The 21,663-nt window shown below is 69.2% G+C and carries 3 protein-coding genes; all 3 read right to left on the bottom strand.

The window, feature by feature from the left end; all coding sequences use genetic code 11:
* Positions 1-28: 28 nt before the first annotated feature.
* From IB273_RS03500 to IB273_RS03490, 3 genes are read right to left on the bottom strand one after another with little or no spacing between them, the layout of a single operon-like run.
* Positions 29-991, bottom strand: a complete 963-nt coding sequence (locus tag IB273_RS03500) for an alpha/beta hydrolase (protein WP_192223251.1) — start codon at positions 989-991, stop codon at positions 29-31.
* Positions 988-8,868 (bottom strand): non-ribosomal peptide synthetase, encoded by a 7,881-nt coding sequence (locus IB273_RS03495; RefSeq protein ID WP_192223250.1) that lies wholly within the window; start codon positions 8,866-8,868, stop codon positions 988-990. Before IB273_RS03495 ends, IB273_RS03500 begins: the two co-directional genes overlap by 4 nt.
* Positions 8,868-21,635: a non-ribosomal peptide synthase/polyketide synthase gene (locus IB273_RS03490; protein WP_192223249.1), complete on the bottom strand. Its 12,768-nt coding sequence runs from the start codon at positions 21,633-21,635 to the stop codon at positions 8,868-8,870. The genes IB273_RS03495 and IB273_RS03490 overlap by 1 nt, the downstream gene beginning before the upstream one ends.
* Positions 21,636-21,663: the final 28 nt, after the last annotated feature.

Raw genomic sequence — 21,663 nt, 5'->3', positions numbered from 1 at the left:
TTATCCCGTCCTGCAAGGTGTCGCTGGCTTACCAGCGGGCGGCAAGGAATTCCGCCACGCGCCGGTAATAGCCCTCCACCTCCGGCACCAGGTTGCCCATGCGCAGGAAGTCGTGGGTCATCCCGCAGCAACGCTCCGCCTCCACCTCCACGCCCTGCTCCACCAGCGCATGAGCGTAGGCCAGGCCTTCGTCCAGCAACGGATCGAACTCGGCCGCGAACAGCAATACCGGCGCACTGCCCTGCAGCGCCACACCGGCATGGACCGGCGAGCAGCGCCAATCACTGCGCTGCGCAACGTCAGGCACATACTGCTGGTAGAACCAGTCCAGGCTGGCCGTCTCCAGCAGATAGCCCTCGGCAAACAGTTCCTCCGATTCAGTACGCGTGCTGGCGTCCGCTGCCGGATAGAACAGCAGCTGGGCACAGGGCTGCTCGGCGCCCTCGCCCGCCAGCTCGGCGCAGAGCACGGTGGCCAGCGTGGCACCCGCGCTGTCGCCGCCAACGGCAAGGCGGCGCGGGCTCAGGCCGAGGTTGGCGGCAGACTCCAGCAACCAGCTCCAGGCATCACGGGCGTCATGGGTCGCAGCCGGGAACGGTGCCTCCGGCGCCAACCGGTAACCCACCGAAATCACCGCGCAATCGCAGTGCTTCGCCAGCCACCGGCACAGCACGTCATGGGAATCCAGGCTGCCGACCGTGTAGCCACCACCGTGGAAAAACAGGATCGCCGCGTCACCAGCTCCCACTGGCCGGTACAGACGTACCGGCAGCTGGCGGCTCTCCCGCACCGGGATCAGCAGGTCTTCCACCGGCATCGACGGTGCGCCGGCCTTGAGTGACTCCGAGGAAGCCTCGAAGTCCTGTCGCGCCTGCTCCACCGGCAGTTCGTGCAGCGCCGGCCGGCCAGCGCGACGCCCCTCGTCAACCATGTCCAGAAAGGCGGAAATCTCCGGGTGCAGCATGCCGACCTCTTTCATCATTGCGTTCATACCGTGGCTTGCTCCTGGCGCGCGCCGCTTTCCACCTGGGCGCAGCAATGGCCGATCACCCCTTCCAGTTCCGTGCGCAACTGCGCCATCAGCACCTCGATGCGCGACGGGCGGAACACTCGGCGGCTGAACATGCAGCGCAGGGTCAGCTCGCCGTCATAGACCTGGCCGACGATCTCCAGCCAGTTGTTCATCGGCGTGCTGGCGGCGTAGGTGTCGCCGGGCTTTTCCTGCAGCGGCACGAACAGTGCCTTGTCGTCGAAGCTCTGGTCGAACTGGCCGAGGTAGTTGAAGGTGACGCGCGGCTCGGCGCGGGCGGCGAGCTGGCGGCGCAGCGCGCTGTCGCCCAGATAGCGCAGGGCGCCGTAGCCGATGCCCTTGTCCGGCACCGCGCGCAGTTGCTGGCGGATCGCCGGGATGGCCTGGGCGTAGTCGCCCTGCCCCGGCGTCAGGCGCAGCGGGAACAGGCTGGTGAACCAGCCCAGGGTGCGGCTGTGGTCCACCTCGTCGAGGATGTCCTCGCGGCCGTGGCCTTCCAGGCCGATCAGCACCGAGTCACTGTCGCACCATTGGCAAAGCGTGCGCCCAAGAGCAGTCAGCAGCAGGTCGTTGATCTGCGTGCGATAGGCCTCGGGCGCCACCTTCAGCAGGCGCTGGGTCTGCTGGCGGTCCAGGCGCAGGAACAGCTGCTCCAGGTGCGTCATGCGCTCGGCGCCGCGCGGGTTGTCGCGTTGCGGCTCGCCGAGGCCGGCGGTGTCGGTCTGCTCCAGCCAGTACGGCAGATCGGCCTGGGCCAGTTGGCTGTCGGCGTAGTCGCACAGACCCTCGGCCCAGGCGCGGTAGGCGCTGGTGCGTTCGAAGCGCGGCGCCGCCTCGCCAGATAGCTGCGCAACGTAACGCTGCTGCAGCTCTTCCAGCAGGATGCGCCAGGACACGCCGTCCACGCCCAGGTGGTGGATCACCAGCAGCAGGCGCTGGGTGCCGTCGGCCATGTCGGTCAGCACGCCGCGCAGCAGCCGGCCGCAGCTTACGTCCAGGCTGCGCTGCGCCTGGTTGGCGATCAGCAGCGCCTCCTCGGCATTCGCCGCCTGCCGCTGCCAGAGCAGCGCACCGGTGATCTCGCTGGCCTCGCGATAGCGCTGGCGCCACAGGCCGTCAGCCCCACGGGCGAACGACAGGCGCAGGCTGCCATGCTCGGCCAGCAGGCCTTGCAGCGCCGCTTCCAGCGCCTCGGCGTCGAGGCGCTGGCGGCACTCCAGCAGCACCGCCTGGTTGAAGTGGTTCGGCTCCTCCAGCTGCTGCTCGAACATCCATTGCTGGATCGGCACCAGGCCGAAGGATTCGCCATCGTCGGCCACCGCCACAGACACTGTTGGCGCTGCCTCGGCGACGCTCTCGGCGCGCTCCAGCAGGCCGGCGATGGTCTGGTACTGCAGCAGGTCGCGCAGGCGGATTTCCACGCCCTCGCCCAGCGCCTGGCGCGCGCGGGAGACGATCTGCAGGCTGAGGATGGAGTCGCCGCCCAGGTCGAAGAAGTTGTCGCGGATGCCGACGCGCTCCACTTGCAGCACGTCCTGCCAGATGATCGCCAGGGCACGCTCGCGCTCGTTGCGCGGTGCCTCGTAGGCCTCGCCCTGCCAGGTCGGCTCGGGCAGCGCCTTGCGATCGATCTTGCCGTTGGGCGACAGCGGGAAGCGCTCCAGCCGGAGGATCTGCGCGGGCACCATGTAGTCCGGCACCTGCTCGCGGAGGAAGTTGCGCAGCGTATCGCCTTCCGCTGCACCGACCACATAGCCGACCAGCTGCTTGCCGCTGATGCCGTCGCGGGCCACTACCAGCGCCTCGCTGACCTGCGGGTGATCCTGCAGGCGCGCCTCGATCTCGCCCAGCTCGATGCGGAAGCCGCGAATCTTCACCTGATGGTCGATGCGCCCGACGTAGTCGATCACGCCATCGGCACGGCCGCGCACCAGGTCGCCGCTGCGGTACAGGCGGCCACCCGCTGCATCGAATGGGTCGGCAACGAAGCGTTCAGCGGTCAGCCCGGCGCGCTGGTGGTAACCGCGCGCCAGGCCGTCGCCGCCGATGTACAGCTCACCGGCCACACCCAGCGGCACCTGGCGCAGCTGCTCATCGAGGATGTACAGCTTGCGCTCGCCGACGCCCTTGCCGATGGGCGCATAGGCGGCATCGCAGGAGGTGGCGCGGTCAGCCTTCCACAGCAGCGGCGTGACCACGGTTTCCGTGGGGCCGTAGCCGTTTATCAGGTGCTCGGCCCGCAGCGCGCGCTTGGCCAGTTCGAAGCTGGCGTTGGGCACTGCGTCGCCGCCAAAGCAGTAGATGCGCACAGGCGGCGGGTCGCCGTCACGCAGCGCGTGCTCGGCCAGTTGCTGCAGGTACACCGGCGGGAAGGCCGCCACGCTCACTTGTTTGTCGTGCAGGACGCGGTAGGTCTGCTCGGGCGTCCACAGCTCATCGCCGCGCAGCACCAGGCTGCCGCCGTGTACCAGGGTGGTCAGCCAGCGTTCATGGGCGCCGTCGAAGGCGAACGACATGAAATGCAGTTCGCGGGTCGCCGCATCCATCCGGTACAGCTCGCCGATGGCCGCACAGTGCATGGCCAGCGGGCCATGGCTGACCGCAACGCCCTTGGGCTTGCCGGTGGAGCCGGAGGTGTAGATCAGGTAGGCGAGGTTTTCCGGCTCCAGGGCCACCACCGGCAGGTCACTGTCTTCGCCGGTGAGGTCGAGGCTGTCGAGCTCCAGGCAGGTCACGCCCACCGACAGCGGCAGGCGCTCGCGCAGGCGGCTGTCGGTGATCAGCAGCGCGATACCGGCGTCACTCATCTGGAACTCCAGGCGCTCGCGCGGGTACTCGGCGTCCAGCGGCACGTAGGCACCGCCAGCCTTGAGCACCGCCAGCAGCGCCAACGGAATGCGCACGCTGCGCGGCAGGGCCACGCCGACCCGGACTTCCGGGCCGACACCCAGCGCCATCAGGCGATGGGCCAGGCGATTGGAGTCGCGTTCCAGCGCCGCGTAGTCGACTTCCTCGTCGCCGCAGATCAGCGCTACCTCATCGCCACGCAGCGCAGCCTGGCGGGCAATCGCCAGGTGTACCGGCTGGGCCGGCCGCAGCGACTGGTGCGGGCCACGGCAGGCGGCCAGGGCCGCACGGTCACTGGCGGACAGGCATTGCAGCTCGCCGACGCGCTTTCCGGCGCCGTGCAGCAGGCTCTCCAGCACCTGTTCCATATTGCCGCGCAGGCGCGTTACGGCGGCTGCGCTGAAGTGCGCACGCAGGTACTGGTACTCGATCTCCAGGCGCTCGCCGACGCGCACGGCAAGATCCATGGGGATGCTGGTCTCATCCTTCGACTTCAGCTCGCCGAAGCGCGGCCCCTGGGCGCTGCGCAGCACCTCGTCGACCGGATAGTTCTCGAACACGATGATGCTGTCGAACAGCGCCTGCCCGGCCTGACCGGCCCAGCGCTGGATGTCGTACAGCGGCGTGTGCTCGAACTCGCGCACGTCCAGGTTGTAGGCCTGCAGCTCGCGCAGCCAGTCGCCGAGGTCGACATGCTCGGCCGGCGCCTGGACGATGGGCAGCGTGTTGATGAACAGGCCCAGCAGGCTGTCGGCGCCGACCAGTTGCGCAGGACGCCCGGCCACGGTGGCACCGAAGGCCACGCGCTGCTGACCGGTGTAGCGTTGCAGCAGAAGGATCCACGCCGCCTGCACCAGGGTATTGAGCGTTACCCGCTGACTGCGGGCGAAGGCCTTCAGGCGCTCGGTGGCCGCCGCGTCGTAGCGGCTGTATTCCAGGCCGTGGCCGCTGCCTTCGACCGGGCGCGCCAGGCTGTCGGCGAGCACGGTGGGCTGGGCAAAGCCTTGCAGGCGAGCGCTCCAGAAGTCCTGCGCCTGTTGCTGGTCCTGCACCTGTAGCCAGTGGATGTAGTCGCGGTAGCGGCCCTGCTCGGCGATGCTCTCGCCGTTGTAGCGGCGCAATGCCTCGGCAAACAGCTGGGCGTTGCTCCAGCCGTCGAGCAGGATGTGGTGGTGGGTGTAAACCAGCTGGTGGCTGGCCTCGGCGCTGCGCACCAGCACCAGGCGCAGCAGCGGCGGGCGCTCCAGGTCGAAGCTGCGGCTGCGTTCGGCGGCGGCCAGTTGGTCCAGCGCCGCGTCCATGTCCTCGCGACCGCGCCAGTCGAGCACTTCCAGCGGCAGCTCGACGTGCTTGTGCACTGCCTGCACCGGCTGTCCGTTGGCTGTCCCAACAGCATGCCAATGCACGCCGGCCCGCAGGTTGTCGTGGGCATCCAGCGCGGCCTGCCAGGCGGCGCGGAAGCGCTCCACGTCCAGGTCCTGCACCTCCACGCGCAGCTGGTTGACGTAGACGCCACCCTCGCTGCCGTCCACGCCGTGGAACAGCATGCCCTGCTGCATCGGCGACAGCGGATAGAGGTCTTCGATCTGCTCGGGGTTCAGGCCGAGGGCGGCCAGCTGTGCGGCGTCCGGCGCCTCGAAAGCGGCGATGGCAACCGGCGCATCGGGCGCTACGAAGTCACCGGCCACGCGGGCCAGCGCCTGCAGCGTCTGGTGCTGGAACAGGTCCTTCGGGCTCAGCTGCAGGCCGGCGGCGCGAGCGCGGCTGACCACCTGGATGGAGACGATGGAGTCGCCGCCCAGCTCGAAGAAGTTGTCGTCCAGCCCTACGCGCTCAAGGCCGAGCACGGCGCACCAGATGGCCGCCAGGGTTTGCTCGCGCTCGCTTTCCGGCGCGCGGTAGGTCTTCTGCAACAGGCTGAAGTCCGGCTCCGGCAGCGCCTTGCGGTCGAGCTTGCCGTTGGGGGTCAGCGGCATGCGCTCGAGCTGGACGATCTGCGCGGGGACCATGTAGTCCGGCAGCTCTTCCAGCAAGGCCGCACGCAGGTCACTGTCGATATGCCCCGTGACGTAACCAACCAGTTGCTTCACTTGCCCGGCATCGCGGGCGATCACCACCGCCTCGCGCACACCGGGCTGGCCGAGCAGGCGCGATTCGATCTCGCCCAGCTCGATGCGGAAGCCGCGGATCTTTACCTGGTGATCGATACGGCCGAGGTATTCCAGCACGCCGTCGGCGCGCCAGCGCGCGAGGTCGCCGGTGCGGTACATGCGCGCGCCGGATTCCCTACCGTAGGGATCGGCGACGAAACGCTCGCAGGTCAGTTCCGGGCGCCCGTGGTAGCCGCGCGCCAGGCCGTCGCCGGCGATGTACAGCTCGCCCGCCACGCCGATGGGGGCGGGTTGCAGCTCGCCATCGAGGATGTACAGCTGGGTGTTGGCGATGGGCTTGCCGAGCAGCGCGCGGGCGCCCTTGTCGATCTTCCAGGCCGCCGACCAGATGGTGGTTTCGGTGGGTCCGTAGAGGTTCCACAGCGCTTCTGTTTGTGCGGTGAGCTTGTCCGCCAGCTCGGCAGACAACGCTTCGCCGCCGCAGAAGAAACGGCAGCCGGTCAGGCGCGGGAAGTCCTCGTGGCCACTGAGCAGCGTCCAGGTGCTCGGGGTGGCCTGGATAACTGTCACGCCCTGCTCCAGCGCCACGCCGAGCAGGCGCGACGGGTCGCGCGCGACGTCGCGGTCGACCAGCACCACACGGCCGCCGACCAGCAGCGGCAGGTACAGCTCCAGCGCGGAGATATCGAAGGACAGCGAGGTGAGCGCAAGCACACGGTCCTGCGCGTTCAGGCCCGGCTCACGGGCCATGCTCAGCATGAAGTTGACCACCCCGCCGTGGCGAACGGCGACGCCCTTGGGCTTGCCGGTGGAGCCAGAGGTATAGATGACGTAGGCCAGATCATCCGGCTTGGCGAGGTTTGCCAGATCGTTGTCGGCGTAGCCATCCAGCTGCGCCCAGTCGCGGTCCAGGCAGAACGCGCGGGCGCCCGTCTGCGGCAGCTCGCCGAGCAGGTGCTGCTGGGTCAGCAGCAGACGCACGCCGCCGTCTTCGAGCATGTGCGCCAGGCGTTCGCCGGGGAACTCCGGGTCCAGCGGCACATAGGCGCCGCCGGCCTTGAGCACCGCCAGTAGCGCCACCGGCAGCTCCACCGAGCGTTCCAGGGCGACGCCGACACGGCTGTCCGGGCCGACACCCTGCTCGCGCAGCCAGTGCGCGAGGCGGTTGGCGCGGCTGTTCAGCTCGGCGTAGCTGAAGCTGCGCTGGCCGTCGGTAAGCGCCACCTCAGCGGGCGAGCGCTGCACCTGCTGCTCGATCAGCTGATGCAGGCAGGCATCGCGCGGGTAGTCCATCGCGGTGGCGTTCCAGCCGCAGAGCAGTTGTTCGCGTTCGCTGCCATCCAGCAGCGGCAAGCGCGCCACCGGGCATTGCGGCTCGCGCACCAGGGCCTGCAGCAGGTTGAGGAAGTGCCCGCTCAGGCGCTGGATGGTCGCTGCGTCGAACTGGTCGGTGGCGTACATGAACTGCCCGCGCACCTGGCCGTCGCGGCTTTCCTCGGTGTTCAGGGTCAGGTCGAACTTGGCGATGCCGCTGTCCAGCTCCAGGCTTTCCAGTTGCAGGCCGCCGGGCAGCTCGCGCAGGGCATCGCGGCGGCTCGGCTGGTGGTTGCAGGCCACCTGGAACAAGGGGTTGTAGCTCAGGCTGCGCTCGGGCTGCAGGGCATCTACCAACTGCTCGAACGGCAGGTCCGGGTTGGCCTGGGCTCCCAGCACTGCTTCGCGGGTACGGGCAAGGAAGGCGTTGAAGGATTCGTCGCCGTCGATGCGCGCCGACAGTACCTGGGTATTCACGAAGAAGCCGATCAGCCTTTCGCTTTCGGCACGGCCACGGCCGGCGATGGGCACGCCCACGCGCAGCTCGCGCTGGCCGCTGTAGCGCGACAGCAGCAGTTGGTAGGCCGCGAGGATCAGCATGAACAGCGTGGCGCCCTGCCCCCGCGCCAGTTCGCGCAGGGAATCGCTGAGCGCACGGGGCAGCTCGAAGTCCAGCGTCGCGCCGCGGTAGCTCTGCACCAGCGGGCGCGGCCGGTCACCCGGCAGGGTCAGCAGCAGGGATTCGTCGCCCAGCTGTCCCTTCCAGTAGGCCAGCTGCCGCTCGCCCTCGCCGGCCGACAGCCACAGGCGCTGCCAGCGGGCAATGTCGCTGTACTGGATCGGCAAGGCTTCCAGCTGGGCCTGGGTGCCTTGCACCTCGGCGCTGTAGAGAGCAGCGAACTCGTCGATCAGCACGCCAATGGACCAGCCGTCGGCAATGATGTGGTGCAGGTTCACCAGCAGCAGCGCTTCACCCGGCAAGCGCGCCAGATGAAGGCGCAGCAGCGGACCTTCAGCGAGGTCGAAGGAGCGCTGGGCGCATGCGTTGAGCCATTGCCGCGCCTCGGCTTCGTTACTGAAGTCCTTCGCCTCCAGATGCGCCGGGCCCGGAGGCAGGATGCATTGCAGCACCTCGCCATCCGCCCTACCAGAGCGGTCCTCTGTCGTGCCTTGAACCTCGCCAGCCGGCTCCTGTAGGGCGCATAACGCGCCAGCGTTATCCGCCGAAACGTTGACCGTGCGGAAGACCGTGCGCAGGCTTTCATGGCGCGCGATCAGCGCGGCGAAGGCCCGCTGCAGCGCACCCTCGTCCAGCACGCCGCGCAAGCGCACGGCGGCCGGGATGTTGTAGGCCGCGCTGTGCGGCTCCATCTGCCAGAGGAACCACAGGCGCGCCTGGGCTGCCGAGAGCGGCGCGTGCTCGCGCCCCTCGCGCAGGATCGGCAGTCGCGACAGGCTCACGCCTTTCTCGCGCAGCTGACGCAGGAAGACGATCTGCTTGTCCTCGGGCAGCGCGCCAAGGCGCTCCGCGACCTGTTTCAGCTGGGCGTCCATCGGTTGACTCATTACAGGTTCTCCAGCTCGCCGAGCAGTTCGTCCATCAGGTCCAGTTCCTCTTCCGCGCTGGCGGCGCCTGCCCGCTGGGCTTCGATCCAAGCGGCCAGCGCCTCGATATTGCTCAGCTCGAACAGGCGGTGCAGCGGCAGTTCCAGGCCCAGGCGCTGACGCAGGGTCAGGCCGACCTGGGTGAGCAACAGCGAATGGCCGCCCAGTTCGAAGAAGTCGTCGTGCAGGCCGACGCGGTCCACCTGCAGCACGTGCTGCCAGATGCCGGCCAGTTCGACTTCCAGGTCGCTGCGCGGCGCCATGTACTCGCGCAGGCTGTCGCCCAGCTGCGGGTCCGGCAGGGCCTTGCGGTCAAGCTTGCCGTTGGGCGACAGCGGCATGGCGTCGAGGGCGATGATCCGCGACGGCACCATGTAGTCCGGCAATTCGCCTTGCAGCGCCTGACGCAGGGCTTCGGGCTCGGCGCTGGCGACCACGTAGGCCAGCAGCACGCCGTCCTTCGCCACCACTACCGCTTCGCTGACCTGCGGATGGGCCTGCAGGCGCGCCTCGATCTCGCCCAGTTCGATACGCAGGCCGCGAATCTTCACCTGGTGATCGAGACGGCCGAGGTATTCGACGGCGCCGTCTTCGCGCTGGCGAGCCAGATCGCCGGCACGGTACAGGCGTTCTCCACCGCCGAACGGGTCGGCAATGAAACGCTCGGCAGTCAGGCCGGGACGCGCGTGGTAACCGCGCGCCAGGCCCACGCCGCCGATGTACAGCTCGCCGGCCACGCCTTGCGGCACCGGTTCCAGGCGCTCGTCCAGCAGCACCAGGCGCAGGTTGTCGATGGGCCGACCGATGGGCACGACCTGCCGCGCGTTGTCCTCGTCACAGGCCCAGAAGCTGACGTCGATCGCCGCTTCGGTCGGGCCGTAGAGGTTGTGCAGCTTCGCACTGCTGCGCTGGCGGAACTGCTGTTGCAGCTCATAGGGCAGCGCCTCGCCGGAGCACATCACCTGCAGCAGCGACGGGCAGCGCTCCAGTTCACCGGAGGCGACGAAGGCCTGCAGCATCGACGGCACGAAGTGCAGCGTGGTGACCTGCCCGGCCTCGATCACCTGGCGCAACGCTGCCGGGTCACGGTGCGCGCCGGGCGCGGCGACCACCAGGGCGGCGCCGGTCAGCAGCGGCCAGAAGAACTCCCACACCGACACGTCGAAGCTGAACGGGGTCTTCTGCAGCACGCGATCGGAGGCGTCCAGCGCGTAGGCCTTCTGCATCCAGTTCAGGCGATTGACCAGCGCGCGATGGCTGTTGCCGGCGCCCTTGGGCTTGCCGGTGGAGCCGGAGGTGTAGATCAGGTACGCCAGGTTCTGCGGGCTGCCGGCGCTGGTCGGGTTCTGCTCGGAGGCCGTGGCGATCTCTTTCCACTGGCTGTCCAGGCAGATCAGCTCAGCAGTGCTCGCCGGCAGGCGATCCAGCAGGTGCTGCTGGGTCAGCAGCAGGCTCACGCCGCTATCGGCCAGCATGTGCTGCAGGCGTTCCTGCGGGTAGTCCGGGTCCATCGGCACGTAGGCGCCGCCGGCCTTGACGATGCCCAGCAGGGCCACCACCAGTTCCACCGAACGCTCGGCGGCCACACCGACCAGTACGTCCGGGCCGACGCCCTGACCACGCAACCAGTGCGCGAGCTGGTTGGCACGGGCATTGAGCTGGGCGTAGCTCAGGCGCTCATCACCGAATTGTACGGCCAGCGCCTCCGGGGTCGCCGCGACCTGCCGCTCGATCAGCTCCTGTAGTTGCACGTCGGCGGGGAATTTCGCCTCGGTGTCGTTGAAGCGCTGCAGCAGTTCGTTGCGCTCGGCGTCGGCCAGTTGGCTGACCCGGCCCAACGGGCGCTCGGCATCTTCCACCAGGGCCAGCAGCAGGTGCTCGAAGTGCCCGCGCAGCTGCTCGATCTGGCTCGCGCTCAAGCGGTCGGCGCGGTAAGTGTAGCGCACGTCCAGCTGTTCGCCGGCGCTGGCTACCAGGGCCAGGGCGTAGTTGGTACCGTCCACCGGGTGGTGGCCGAGGATGCGCAGGTCGTCCTCGCTGGACGAGGACAGCGCCGCATCCATGGGGAAGTTCTCGAACACGATGATGCTGTCGAACAGCGCCTGCCCGCCACGGCCGGCCCAGCGCTGGATGTCGTACAGCGGCGTGTGCTCGAACTCGCGCACGTCGAGGTTGAAGGCCTGCAGCTCGCGCAGCCAGTCGCCCACGCGCTGGGCGTCATCCGGGCTTTGCAGGATCGGCAGGGTGTTGATGAACAGGCCGAGGCTCTCTTCCGCCCCCGGCAGCGTGGCCGGGCGCCCTGCCACGGTGGCGCCGAAGGTCACGCTGCGCTGGCCGCAGTAGCGTTGCAGCAGCAGCGCCCAGGCGCCCTGCACCAGGGTGTTGAGGGTAATGCGCTGGGCCTGGGCAAAGCGTTGCAGCGGCGCGCTGTCGAGGCGGCTGTGCAGCTCGCGCAGCGGCTCCTCGCGGAAACCGGCGTTGCAGGCGGTGGCCAGCAGGGTCGGCTCGTCGAAGCCCTTCAGCCGCTCGCGCCAGAAGCCCTCGCCCGCCGCGCCGTCCTGGGCGTGCAGCCAGCCGATGTAGTCGCCGTACTGCCCCGCCGGCGCCGGCAGTGCTTCGCCCCGGTAGAGCGCGAGCACTTCGCCGATCAGCCGCGCGCTGCTCCAGCCGTCCAGCAGCAGGTGGTGGCAGGTCCAGATCAGGTGGTAGCGGCGCTCGCCCAGGCGTACCAGCGCCAGGCGTTGCAGCGGCGGTTTGGCCAGGTCGAAGCCGAGGTTGCGCTGGGCGTCAGCGACCTTTTCAAGTTGCTGTGCGCTGACCTGCTGGTCGCGCCAGTCGAAGGACTGCACCGGCAACTGCACGTCGCGCAGGACGAACTGCAGCGGCGCGGTGTCGGCACTGGCGAGGAAGCCGGTGCGCAGGCTGGCATGGCGGGCGATGACCGCGCGCCAGGCATCGAGGAAACGAGCCTCGTCGAGACCCTCCAGATCGACGCGCAGTTGGTTGACGTAGAGCGAGGAGCCCGGCACGTCGAGGGCGTGGAACAGCATGCCCTGTTGCATCGGCGACAGCGGATAGAGGTCTTCCACCCCGGCCGGCAACGGCAGTGCGTCGAGCTGTTGCTGGTCGAGATCGAGCAGCGGCAGGTCATTTGCGCCGAGCTTGTAGGGATGGCTCAGGCAGTAAGCAACCAGTGCTTGCAGCTCGGCGCGCAGCAGCGCTTGCAGCTCATCGATGTCTGCTGCATCGAACATGGCGCTGCTGTAGGTGACCTCCAGGCTCAGTTCGCCGCCGAGCACGCGGCCGGCGTAGACCAGCGCGTTACCCAGCGCAGCGTTCAGCGGCTGGCTGCGGCCCACGCCTTCGAAGGCCGGCAGGAAATCGGCGTCGGCGAAGGCCTGGTCGAGCTGGCCGAGGTAGTTGAAGGTCACCTGCGGCGCCGCCAAGTCTCGCAGGCTGGCGGCGTGCTGGCTGAGGTAGCGCAGCTGGCCGTAGCCGATACCGGCACGCGGCAGTTCGCGCAGGTGTTCACGGGTGGCGCGCAGGTCCGCACCCGGCTCGCCACCGGCCTGCAGGCGTACGGGATAGAGCGCGGTGAACCAGCCCACGGAACGGCTCAGGTCCAGAGCGGCTTCGCCATCGAAGACGTCGCGGCCGTGGCCTTCCATCTCCACCAGCGCAGAGCTTTCACCGGTCCAGGCGCACAGGGCGCGGGCCAGCGCGGTCAGCAGCAGGTCGTTGATCTGCAGGCGCTGCGCTTTCAGTGCCGGGCCGAGCAGTTGGCGGGTGGTCTCGGCGTCGAGGCTGAAGCGCGCGTTGGCGGCTTCCTTCCAAGTGGCCGGGGCGCCGCTGCGGGCGCGGGTCAGACGCGGCGCATCGCGCAGTTCGGCCTGCCAGTAGCCAAGCTCAGCCGCAGCGCCATTGGCAGCCGCCTGCTGGCCGGCGCTCCAGGCCTGGTAGCTGTCGCTGCGCGGCAATGCGGCAGGCGTGCGGCCGGCGCGTAGTTCGCGGTAGGCATATTGCAGATCCTCCAGCAGGATGCGCCAGGAAACGCCATCCACCGCCAGGTGATGGATCACCAGCAGCAGGCGCTCGCTGCCATCCTCCAGGCCGACCTGCATGGCGCGCAGCAGTGGGCCATTGGCGATATCCAGGCTGGCCTGGGCGTCATCGCACAGGCGCTCCAGGGTGCGGGCGTCAGCGGCGCGGCGACGCCACAGCAGCGTCAAATCCAGCGGGCCGTGTTCGGCGTAACGCTGGCGGTTGCCGTCGAAGCGCAGGCGCAGCGCGTCGTGCTGGCCGACCAGCCAGTGCAGCGCGCGGGCGAGCACGTCGCCGTCCAGCGCTTCACGCGGTTGCAGCAGCAAAGCCTGGTTCCAGTGGTGACGCTGGGCGCTCGGCACGCGCTCGAAGAAGCGCGCCTGTACCGGCGACAGGGCCACCTCAGCGCTGACAGCAGCAACCGGCGCGGGTGCTGCCGGGGCAGCCGGAGCGCGGCTTTCCAGCCACTGCGCCAGTTGGCGGACGCTCTGCCGCTCGAAGAGCTGTTTCGGGCTGAGCTTGTAACCGAGTTTGCGGATGCGCGCGATGATCTGCAGGCTGAGGATGGAGTCGCCGCCCAGCTCGAAGAAGTTGTCTTCGGCGCCAACGCGCTCGACTTTCAGCACTGCCTGCCAGATAGCGGCGATGCGCTGTTCCAGCTCGCTCAGCGGCGCGTTATCGACGGCCTTGGCGACCACCTCGGCACGCGGCAGTGCCTTGCGGTCCACCTTGCCGTTAGCGTTCAGCGGCAGGCGTTCCAGCAGCATCAGCTGGGCCGGCAGCAGGTATTCCGGAACGGCAGCGGCCAGGGCTTCACGCAGGCTTTCCACGCTCTGCCCCTCAGTCACGACCCAGGCCAGCAGCCTCATCGGGCCGTCGTTGTCACGCTCGGCCAGCGCCACGGCATCACGCACGCCGAGCAAGCGCTTGAGCGCTTGCGCCAGTTCACCCGGCTCGACGCGGTAACCACGGATCTTCACCTGGTCATCGACGCGGCCGAGGAATTCCACGACGCCGCGACGGCTCAGCCGCACGCGGTCGCCACTGCGGTACAGGCGCTCGCCCTCAATCGCCACGAAGCGCTCGGCGGTCATCTCCGGCTGGCCGAGGTAACCCAGCGCCAGGCCCGCGCCGCCGATGTACAGCTCGCCGGGCACGCCCGGCAGCAGGTCGCGGCCGTTCTCGTCAAGCACGCGAATGGCACTGTTGGCCAGCGGCGTACCGATGGGCAGGCTGCCTGCCGGCAGGTCGTCCAGCAGCGACCATTCGTGGGTCAGCACGCCCACGGTGGATTCACTGGGGCCGTAGTGGTTGACGATGCGCAGCTTGGGCGACAGCTCGCGGATCGGCTGCAGCAGCGCGCGGTCGCAGGCTTCACCGCCTACAACCAGCAGACGCCGCGGCAGCACGGCGGCAGCGTTGGGCGCGGCGGCCAGCAGGCCGGCGAGATGACTGGGGACGATCTTCAGTACGTCCACGTCCTGCATGAACGCGGCAAAACGCTCGGCATCGGCCACGGCCTGGGCATCCGCCAGGTGCAGGCGACCGCCGCCGCACAGCGCGCCGAACAGCGTGGTGTGGCCGAGGTCGGCAGCCACCGAGGAGACCATCGCCATGCCCAGGCCCCGGGCGCGGCCCTGGTCCAGTTGCAGGCGTTCGAGCACGGCCTGCACATAGTTGGCGAGCGCCGCGTGGCTGACGCGCACGCCCTTGGGTTGGCCTGTCGAGCCGGACGTGAAGATCACATAGGCAGCCTGCTGCGGGTCGATGCTCCGCGCAGGTACGGCAGCGCTATCCTGCTCCGGGCCACCGGCCGGGATCAGCGTGGCGGCGTCGCCGAAGGTCTCCAGCAGCGCGGCATCACTCACCAGCACGCGGCCGATGCCGTTGTCGGCGAGCAACTGGCGCAGGCGCTCGGCCGGTTGCGCCGGGTCCAGCGGCACGTAGGTGGACCCGGCCTTGAGCAAGCCCAGCAGCAGGAGCACCCACTGCGCGCTGCGCTCCTGGCAGAGGGCGACGCACTCGCCCTGCTCCACGCCGCTGGCGATCAGTGCGTTGGCCAGGCGATTGCTGCGCTGGTCCAGCTCGGCGTAGCTATAGCGGATGCTGTCGTCCTGCACGGCGATGGCGTCCGGCTGCGCGGCGACTTGCGCGGCGAACAGGCCGAGTACGTCGGATTGCGGCCATTGCCGGGTCTCACCGCGACGGCGCGAAGCCACCGGGCGCGGCAGTTCGCCAAGGGCGCGCTGCGGTTCGGCGCACAGCTGGCGCAGCAGCGCTTCGAACTGGCCGGCAATGGCGGCGACGCTGTCCTCGTCGAACAGGTCGCGGGCATAGACGAAGCTGCCGCGCAGCTCGTCGCCCGGCTGGCCGCTGGCGTCCAGCGCCTCGGCCATGTCCAGGGCGAGGTCGAAGCGCGCGCCGTACTGTTCCTCGCTGAACAGTTCCAGCTTCAGCGCGCCGGCATCGGGCAGGCGGCTGACGTCGAAGCCGAAGTTGAACTTCACCTGCACCAGCGGGTTGTAGGCCAGGCTGCGCTCGGGCTGCAGGGCTTCCACCAGTTGTTCGAACGGCAGGTCCTGGTGCGCCTGGGCGCCCAGGGCCAGCGGCTTGAGGCGAGCCAGCAGCGAGGCGAAGGACTCGTCGTCGGCCAGCGCGCAGGGCATGACCTGGGTGTTGACGAAGAAGCCGATCAGCCCTTCGGTTTCCAGCTGCTGGCGGTTGGCGATGGGCACTGCGACGCGCAGGTCGCGCTGGCCGCTGTAGCGTTGCATCAGCACGGCGTAGGCACCGAGCAGCAGCATGAACAGGGTGACGTCCTGCTCGCGCGCCAGTTGCTTGAGGCGGCTGCCGAGACCGGCGTCCAGGCTGAAGCCGAGGCTGCCGCCACGGTAGCTCTGCACGGCCGGGCGCGGGCGGTCGGCGGCCAGTTCCAGCCCGGGCGTCTCGAGGCTCAGTTGCTCGGTCCACCAGCTCAGCTGACACTGGCCCTCCTCGCCCGCCAGCAGCTCGCGCTGCCACTGGGCGTAGTCGGCGTATTGCACCGGCAGCTCCGGCAGTTGCAGTTCTTCGCCTGCTGCGAAGGCGCCGTAAAGACGACTGAATTCGTCCACCAGCACGCGGATCGACCAGCCATCGGAGACGATGTGGTGCATCGTCAGCAACAGCACATGGTCGGCGTCGGCCAGCTTGAGCAGGGACAGGCGCAGCAGCGGGCCGTTGCGCAGATCGAACGGGTGCTGCGCTTCTTCCTCCGCCAGCTTGCGTGCAGCGCTTTCGGCGTCGGCTTCAGCGGACAGGTCCACCTTCGCCAGGTCCAGCGGGCGAGCCGGCTGGATGCGCTGGAAGGCCTGGCCGTCCACCTCATCGAAGGTGGTGCGCAGGGTTTCGTGGCGCGCCACCAGGGCATCGAAGGCACGGCGCAGCGCAGACTCGTCGAGCTGGCCGCGCAGACGCAGCGCACCCGGCACGTTGTAGGCCGCGCTGGCCGGTTCCATCTGCCAGAAGAACCACAGGCGGCTCTGGGCGGCGGACAGCGGCAGGTCGCCGTCGCGGTCCACGGCGCGCAGTGCCGGGCGAGCGCTGGGCGCAAGAGCCGTCAGCCGTGCAGCGAATTCGTCCAGACGGCTGGCTTCGAACAGGTCGCGCAGCGGCACTTCGCAACCGAGGTCGCGGCGCAGGCGAGAGATGACCTGGGTGGCCAGCAGCGAGTGGCCGCCCAGTTCGAAGAAGTCGTCCTCGCGACCCACGGCGGGCACGCCGAGCACTTCGGCCCAGACGGCGGCGACGCGGCTTTCCAGGCCGTCGCGCGGGGCTTCGGTGGTGCTGGCGGCTTCCTGCGGTTCGGGCAGCGCCTTGCGGTCGATCTTGCCGTTGGCGTTGAGCGGCATCTGCTCCAGCACCAGAATTCGCGACGGCACCATGTAGTCCGGCAGCTGTGCGCGCAGGGCGGCTTTCAGCGCATCTTCGGCGAGGCTGTCACCACAGACGTAACCCAGCAGGCGCTTGCCGCGTTCGCTGTCACGGGCGATCACCGCCGCTTCGCGCACGCCGGGCAGCGCGCGCAGGCGGGCTTCGATCTCGCCCGGCTCGATGCGGAAGCCGCGAATCTTCACCTGCTGGTCGACGCGGCCGAGGTAGTCTAGCGAACCGTCTTCGCGCCAGCGCACGCGGTCGCCGCTGCGGTACAGGCGAAGGCCGTCGGCGTAAGGGTCGGCCACGAAGCGTTCGGCAGTCATGCCGGCGCGCTGGTGGTAACCACGGGCGAGGCCGTGGCCGCCGATGTACAGCTCACCGGCCACGCCGCGCGGCAGCGGCTGCAGTCGGTCGTCGAGGATGTACAGGCTGCGCTCGCCGACCACTTCGCCGATGGGCGCGTAGGCCGCGCCGCAAGTGGTACGTGCATCGGCTTTCCACAGCATGGGGGTGACCACGGTTTCGGTCGGGCCGTAGCCGTTGATCAGGTGTTCGGGTTTGAGCGCCCGGTGCGCCAGGTGATAGGCCGCTTCCGGCACCGCATCGCCGCCGAAGCAGTAGATGCGCATGCTCGGCGCGTGACCATGGATCAACGCTTGCTCGGCCAGCTGTTGCAGGTAAGCCGGCGGGAAGGCGGCGACCGTCACAGCATGGCGGCGCAACTGTTCCAGGGTCTGCTCGGCGGTCCACAGCGCGTCATTGCGGATCAGCAGGCTGCCGCCGTGGGACAGCGCGGTGAGCCAGCGTTCGTGGGCGCCGTCGAAGGCAAAGGACATGAAGATCAGCTCGCGGTCCGCCTCGCTCATGGCGTAGCGCTGGCCGATGGCGCGGCAGTGCGCGGCGATCTCGCCGTGGGCGACGGCAACGCCCTTGGGCTGGCCGGTGGAGCCGGAGGTGTAGATCAGGTACGCGAGGTTCTGCGCCTGGATGCGCACCAGCGGACGCACGGCCAGGGCGTTGCCGAGGTCGGCCTCTTCCAGCACCAGACGCTCGACACCTACGGGCAGCGGCAGGCGTTCGGCCAGCTCGGCGTTGGTCAGCAGCAGGTCGACGCCGGCGTCCTGCATCAGCCAGGCCAGGCGCTCTTCGGGGTAGTCGATGTCCAGCGGCAGGTAGGCGCCGCCAGCTTTCATGACGGCCAGCAGGGCCAGCGGGATGTCCACGCCGCGCGGCAGAGCCACGGCGACTCGGCGCTCGGCGCCGATGCCACGCTGGATCAGGCGTTGCGCCAGACGGTTGGAGCGATCCTCCAGCTCGGCGAAATTCACTTCGCGCTGCTCGTCGAGCAGCGCGACCTTGGCCGGATGGCGGCGGGCCTGGGCGGCGATGGTCTCGCTCAGCGCCTCGAAAGCCGGCGCGTCACCGGCCACGGCGATGCTCCAGTCACTGGCGGGCAGCCAGTCACGGGCGTCCAGCACGGCGTCGGCATTGAGCTGCGGCAAGGCGCGCAGCAGGTCGAGGAAGTGCCCGACGAGGCGCTGCATGCCATTGGCGGCGTACCGCTCGCGGGCATAGCAGAAGCTCAGCCGCAGGGTCTGTTCACCCTCGCGAACGCGCAGCACCAGGTCGAAGGGGGTTTCCAGGTCGAGCTGTTCCAGGGCTTCCACGCTGACGCCGGGCAGACCGTTGCCGGCGCGCGGCTGCCACTGGTGGTCGAAGGCGACCTGGCACAGCGGATGGCGGCCGTGGCCGCGTTCGGGTTGCAGCGCCTCTACCAGTTGCTCGAACGGCAGGCCCTGGTGCGCCTGGGCTTGCAGGAGGTCGTCGCGCAGTTGGCGGAGCACGCCGCGCAGGCTGGCGCCTTCGGGCAGCTCGCTGCGCAGCACCAGAAGGTTGACGAAGAAGCCGACCAGTCGCTCGCTGTCGAGCTGCTCGCGGCCGGCCTGGGTCAGGCCGATGCGCAGGTCGTGCTGGCCGCTGTAGCGCTGCAGCAGCAGGTTGTAGGCACTGAGCAGGAGCATCGGCAGGGTCGCGCCGTGGGCCTGGGCCAGGCTGCGCAGTTTCGCGGTCAGCTCGGCGTCCACTTCGCGTTCGATCAGCTCGGCGCTCTGGCCTTTCTCTCCCGTCGTGAAAGGCAGCTCCAGCGGCGAATGCTGGTTGCCCAGGCGCTCGCTCCACCAGTCCAGCAGGCGCGCGCCCTCGCCCGCTTCCAGCTTGTGCTGCTGGGCGGCGGCGAGGTCGAGGTACTGGCGCGGCAGCGCCGGCAGCACCGGCTCGCGCTGTTCGACGATGGCGCGGTAGCACTCAGCGAATTCGTCCAGCAGCAGGTTCAGCGACCAGCCGTCGGCGATGATGTGGTGCACGCAGAGCAGCAGTGCCTGGCGGCCACCGCCGAGGTTCTGCAGGCGCAGGCGCAGCAGCGGGCCGTTGGCGAGATCGAACGGCTGCGCGGCGAAAGCAGTGGCGTCCTCGCGGGCGGCGATGTCGCGGCGGGCGTTGCCCAGGGAGCTGAAGTCGCTCTCGGTCAGCTCCACTTCCGCAGCATCGGACAGGCTCAGCGACACCTCGCCATCGGCCTGTTCGATGAAGCGGCTGCGCAGGGTTTCATGGCGGCCCAGCAGCACGGCGAAGGCTTGCTCCACGGCCGGGCGGCGCAGTTCACCGCGCAGGTTCATGCGGCCGGCGATGTGGTAGACGGCGCTTTCCGGCTCCAGCTTCCAGAGGAACCACAGGCGGCGCTGGGCCGGCGACAGCGGCAGCAGGCCGTCGCGCGGTACTTGCGGAACGGACTCGGCTTCAGTGGTCGGCAGGGCTGCCAGTGCGGCGGCGAAGGCGCCGAGCTCCGGCGCTTCGAACAGCAGGCGCAATTCCACGGCGCGGCCGAGGCGCTCGCGCAGGCGCGCCATCAGCTGGGTGGCCTTGATCGAGTTGCCGCCCAGGGCGAAGAAGTTGTCGTCGCGGCGGATCGCCGGCAGCTCCAGCACTTCGCTCCACAGCGCGGCGATGGCTTGCTCTTCGGCAGACAGTGGTGCGACCGGCTTGGCGCTGGCGCCATCGCTGATCGGCTCGCCGGCGCGCTGGATGGCGTAGGCCTGCAAGCTGCCGTCGAGCAACTGGGTGCGGCAGGCCGAGCGTTGCAGCTTGCCGCTGGAGGTCTTGGGCAGTGCGCCCGGCTCCAGCAGCGCCACCACCAGCGGCGCTTCCTGGAAGGTTTCCGCCACGGCGGCGGAGATGGCTTTCGCCAGCGCCTCGGCGGAGATCAGCTTGCGCACGCTGCGCCCGACTTCGGCGGCGATGCCGATGCCCTCGCGGCCCTGATGCTCGATTGCGAAGGCGGAGACGCGGCCCTTGCGCACCAGGTCCACCTCTTCCTCGACGCAGCGTTCCAGGTCCTGCGGGTAGAGGTTCTGGCCACGGACGATGAGCATGTCCTTGAGGCGGCCGGTGACGAAGAGTTCGTCGTTGTGCAGGAAGCCCAGGTCGCCGGTGCGCAGCCAGGTGCGGCCGTCCTTTTCGACGAAGGTGCGCGCGCTGGCTTCCGGGTTGCGCCAGTAGCCGAGGGCGACGCTGGGGCCGCTGCTCCAGATTTCGCCGACGCGGTCCGGGCCGAGGCTTTCGCCGCTCAGCGGGTCGACCAGCTGGATTTCATGGTCAGGCTGGGCGCGGCCGCAGTTGATCAGCGAGGTGCCGCGGCCCGGACGGGTGATGTTCTCGCCCAGGGCGTCGAGGTCCACTTCCAGCTGGCCGATGCCGTCGCCGCGCACGCCACCGGTGACGAACAGGGTCGCTTCGGCAAGGCCGTAGCAGGCGTAGAAGGACGAGGCGTCGAACTGCGCCGGGGCGAACCAGGCGGCGAAGCGCTCCAGGGTGTCCGGGCGGATCGGCTCGGAGCCGGAGAAGGCCACGCGCCATTTGCTCAGGTCGAGACCTTCCATGGCCGCCTCGTTGACCCGCTCGCAGCACAGGCGGTAGGCGAAGTCCGGCCCGCCGCTGACGGTGCCGCCGAAGCGGGCGATGGCTTCCAGCCAGCGGCGCGGGCGCTCGAGGAAGTAGCGCGGCGACATCAGCACACATTCGATGCCGCTGTAGATCGGTTGCAGCAGGCCGCCGATCAGGCCCATGTCGTGGAACAACGGCAGCCAGCTGACGATCACGTCGTCGTCGCCGATGCCGAAGCCGTGGCGGATCAGGCGCTCGTTGGCCACCAGGTTGCCGTGGCTGACCTGCACGCCCTTGGGCGTCGAGGTGGAGCCGGAGGTGTATTGCAGGAAGGCGATGTCGTCGTCGGCCAGTTCGGGCATCTGCCACTCGACGGCCAGCGCCGGGTCGGCCTGGTCCACCGCCAGCAGCAGCGGGCTGTCGCCGCTCTCGCGTTCGCAGGCCGGGCGCAGGGCTTCGATCAGCGTGGAATCGGTGAGCACCAGGCTTGGTTCGGCGTCGTCGAGGATCGAGCGCAGGCGCGCCAGGTGCTGCGGGCGCACGGATTCCGGCGGATAGGCCGGCACGGCGATGATCCCCGAGTAGAGGCAGGCGAAGAACGCGGTGACGTACTCCGGGCCGCTGGGCAGCAGCAATACGGCGCGGTCGCCGTGCTGGCCGTGGCGCAGCATCCAGGCGGCCATGGCGCGGGCGCGCTCGTCCAGCTCGCGGAAGCTGATGGGCTGTTCGATATTCTCGGAGATGAATCGCAGGGCAGTCTTGCGCGGCATTTCGCAGGCGCGTTGCAGCAGGGCCTCGACCAGGTTTCCTGCGGCTTCGTAACGGTCGTTCATGACATCACCTGTTCTGTCGGCGGGCGCG

It is taken from the genome of Pseudomonas sp. PDM19 (assembly GCF_014852215.1).
Lineage (GTDB): Bacteria > Pseudomonadota > Gammaproteobacteria > Pseudomonadales > Pseudomonadaceae > Pseudomonas.
Note: the sequence above shows the minus strand (reverse complement) of the source record. Positions and strands in the feature narration are given on the sequence as shown.